We start from the raw sequence: 3,376 nt of genomic DNA on the forward strand, positions 1-3,376 counted from the left end.
AATTTTTGCGGCGCCGGAATGTCGTCGGCATCCGCGGGCGATTGCGAGTGGCTAAACTTCAGTTGCAAGAACGAGCTGACCGGCAAGCCGGAATGGTCGGCCAAGCGAATCGCCCGAATCGAATTACGGGCATTGCCTGGTGCCGCATACGATGGCGCGTTGAAGCCCAATCCGGGCCTCTGTCCAGCGGAACGATTAGCACGCCTGAATTGAATCGGTCGCAAGTGGTGGTGCCTTGAACGTGGAAACACCCGACATTCCAGTAGCCGCCACGCTGACACAACAAGATATGTGCTGATGCAAGACCCCCCTGTCGTCATTCTCGGTTCCGGGATTGCCTTGGCGTCTGTTGTGGCTACAATGGCTACGTACAGTCTGTCGCCCTCAGCGTGGTGCACCCCGCAAGGAAATTCCCGCTCCAGTCCTAATCAGGATGACCATATGACCACACCCCCCTCGTCATCGGAAAAACGCCGGCCCGCTGTTGCCAAACGCATTGGCAGAAAGCTGGACGCCCGGGTGAAGCCCGACACTGCCTCAAGCGCCGAACCAGGTCTCGTGGATCAGGTGCGTGCGATGGCCGGCAGGCTGCTGGACATCAGCGCGGCCACCGGCGTTGCCGGACGCGCTCTACAGACTGCCGGCAAGGTCAGCCGGGCGTTGCAGGATGGGCATCCGATCGACGCGGCCAGCGAAGTCGTGCGGGCGGTACTGCCTGGGATGGCTGAAACTACTGCCTGGGTCAAGACCGGTGCAGCGATTCGCGCGATGCGCGAGGCAGCCGGACTGACGATCGCCGAAGTCGGTGCCGCTATCGACTTGAAGGATCCTTCGCTGATCGAGGCCATCGAAAATGGCCGCATCGCCCTGTCGTTTGAACTGATTCTGCGCCTGGCAGCGGTTTTCGGTCGTAATGACCCGGTTGGTTTCGTGATGCGCTTTACCCGCACGACCAATCCCGAGTTGTGGAAAAGTCTCGAAGAACTGGGCATCGGAAAGCTGGTGCTGCAAACCGTTCGCGAACACCAGTTCGTCAACATCTATCGCAGCAATGACGCTGCGCGTACGCTTAGCGACCAGGAATTTGCCGAAATTTTGAGCTTCACGCAGGCAGCATTCGAGATGGCAATGGCCCTGCGCACCCGATACCAGGATCGAAGCAGCAACGCTGGCAGCGATCGCGCAGAGTGAATCGGTCACGCCGCAGCGGGTATGTCTGGCCTGCCAGTCACCAGGACGGGTAGCGACGAGCGCGTACTGATGGGCAAGCGAGAACGGACCTGACCGGCAACGGCGGCAAAGATTGCCGGTAGCCCTTGCCTCGGAGGGTGGCGAGGATGTCGGGCGCTGCCTCCCTACCCCATTGTCAGTGACCCGGCTCGCGGGCGCATTTTTATACCTGCATCCGACGTATTGTACGGAAATCAGCGCACAGCCGGGAAATCTCGGGATCTTCTGGCCCAGAAATTGCTTGTCCTTCTTGCGGCACTCAGGTCGGTTTTTCCTGCTCGCGTGACCGTGCAAGTTGTAGCGCGGAGCTTAGGGTGCGCCGCAACCGCGGGCGGTCAGGGGCATGGCCGGGATGATCCACTTTTTATCAGGACAAGAATATGTTGATTGGCGGCGTATTGAGTGCAGGCACCTGGATTTCCCGGCTGGGACAACTGATCGGCAACAGCGAGACGAACACTGCGCAAACCAGCAACGGCGCCGAGGCGTACCCGCCTATCGCCCCTCCCTCCGGCGGTGGCATGCTCGACGCAGTTACCCAGGCTTTGGCAACAATCGGCGTCGGCAGCAGTTCCAGCACTTCGGGTAAGACTGCTTCGGCTTCGGCTTCGTCATCGACCGAGGATCCGGCGCAGGCTCTGGTCGTGTTCATGGATACCCTGATGGCTGCCTTGCACGCCCAAAGCGTTCGGGCCGCCACAAAAGACGCGAACAGCAGCATCGCGGGCAGTTCCAACGACCAACGCCACAATATCCAGTCGGACATGCAGAGACTGATCGAGACTCTGGCATCTTCACCAGGGAATTCGACCGGCTCCGGAGCGTCAGAGTCCTCAGCAGGCACGCTGCAACAAAGCTTCCAGAAACTCCTGAGCGCAGCCGGCGGGAGCAGCAGCAATGCAACGCTTTCCGACTTTCTGCAGGCCTTCGCCCGCAACCTGCCCGGCGCCTCATCTGTCGGGAACGTCGTCAGTACCAGGGTTTAATTAAGGTGGACGTCGCGTCAGCGACTGACGAGCCTCCCCTCGCCCGCAAGCGGAAGGAGTCGAGGACGAGATGAGATATTCAATCAGGTCTTCCGCCAGAATGACGGAATCCGGAGGGATTTCTCAGCTTATTGTTGCATGCGCTGCCGAAGTAGCAAACTGACTCGCGGCCTCATCATGCCATCTTGCCTTTTTCTGGTATTGCTGCTGTGCTCGCCAACCGTGCTCGCGCAAAAGGCACCGCCACCGTCAGCCGAACGCCAGAAGCAACTCGTGCATCTGGTCCGCCAGGATTGTGGCTCGTGCCACGGCATGACGCTGCAAGGCGGTCTTGGACCCTCGCTGAAACCACAGTCCCTGCAGAACAAACCGGTCGATTCGCTGGTAGCTACGATCTACAACGGTCGGCCAGGGACGCCGATGCCGCCTTGGCAGCGCTTCCTGAGCGAAGCAGAGGCGCGCTGGATCGTCGAACAGTTGCTGGCCGGATTTCCCGAATAACCGCTTGCCAGAAACGAATATGGGCAAGGCTCGGCGTTGCTTTCCGTGCCCGCCGGGCACCTGGCGCCGCCGTCGAGGCGCTAGCGCTCAATCAGGCCTGAGCGGAAAAGCATGGGCTGGCAGCGTGCCGGTAACCAACCGAACGATCGTAATCGCCGCCTTGCAGGGCGGAGACGAACAGTTTGTCATCCTCCCTGATGTGACGTTCGAACCAGTACTCGCAGAAGCGCAGGAAAGAATGCGCGTCCTGCCCTCCGTTGATGACTTCACCGAGAGCCTTGTGCAACAGGCGAAGCGTATCGGTATGGATCTTGGCATGGTCGGTGAAATCCAACCCTACCTCCTCGGCAATCCGTTCTTCGGTGGCAAAATGGATCGCGAAGTAATCGAGAAGTTTGCCGAACTCGTTGACCGGCATGTGACTGTGTTCAAAACAGATGGTCTTAAGGAAGTCAATGAAGTTGAAGATTTCTTCATGCTGAGCGTCGACTTCCGGTAAATCGACCAATAGCCCGTCTGGCAGCATGCCGGGAATGTACGTGGTCATCACAAGTCTCCTCTTGTTACCAATGTGTCTCTTTTATTATCCCTGCAGTATAGAAGGTCTACCTGCAGAATTCCAGAGAAAGCGGATTTAAGGCAGGGCAATCGCATGAATC

4 protein-coding genes are annotated in these 3,376 nt (G+C 58.9%); 3 read left to right on the forward strand and 1 reads right to left on the reverse strand.

Annotation, left to right across the window (positions count from 1 at the left end; all coding sequences use genetic code 11):
- Positions 1 to 441: 441 nt before the first annotated feature.
- From AW06_RS21080 to AW06_RS17420, 3 genes are all read left to right on the forward strand, one after another.
- Positions 442 to 1,191, forward strand: coding sequence for a helix-turn-helix transcriptional regulator (locus AW06_RS21080; protein WP_138679173.1), 750 nt, complete (start codon positions 442 to 444; stop codon positions 1,189 to 1,191).
- A 419-nt stretch (positions 1,192 to 1,610) separates the two neighbouring features.
- Positions 1,611 to 2,216 (forward strand): hypothetical protein, encoded by a 606-nt coding sequence (locus AW06_RS17415; protein ID WP_034952771.1) that lies wholly within the window; start codon positions 1,611 to 1,613, stop codon positions 2,214 to 2,216.
- A 177-nt stretch (positions 2,217 to 2,393) separates the two neighbouring features.
- Positions 2,394 to 2,717: a cytochrome c gene (locus AW06_RS17420; RefSeq protein ID WP_034952777.1), complete on the forward strand. Its 324-nt coding sequence runs from the start codon at positions 2,394 to 2,396 to the stop codon at positions 2,715 to 2,717.
- 91 nt (positions 2,718 to 2,808) lie between these two features.
- Here the strand turns inward: AW06_RS17420 and AW06_RS17425 are convergent, their stop codons facing one another.
- Positions 2,809 to 3,264 (reverse strand): hemerythrin family protein, encoded by a 456-nt coding sequence (locus AW06_RS17425; RefSeq protein ID WP_034952773.1) that lies wholly within the window; start codon positions 3,262 to 3,264, stop codon positions 2,809 to 2,811.
- Positions 3,265 to 3,376: the final 112 nt, after the last annotated feature.

It is taken from the genome of Candidatus Accumulibacter cognatus (assembly GCF_000584975.1).
In the GTDB taxonomy this organism is placed as follows: Bacteria; Pseudomonadota; Gammaproteobacteria; order Burkholderiales; family Rhodocyclaceae; genus Accumulibacter; species Accumulibacter cognatus.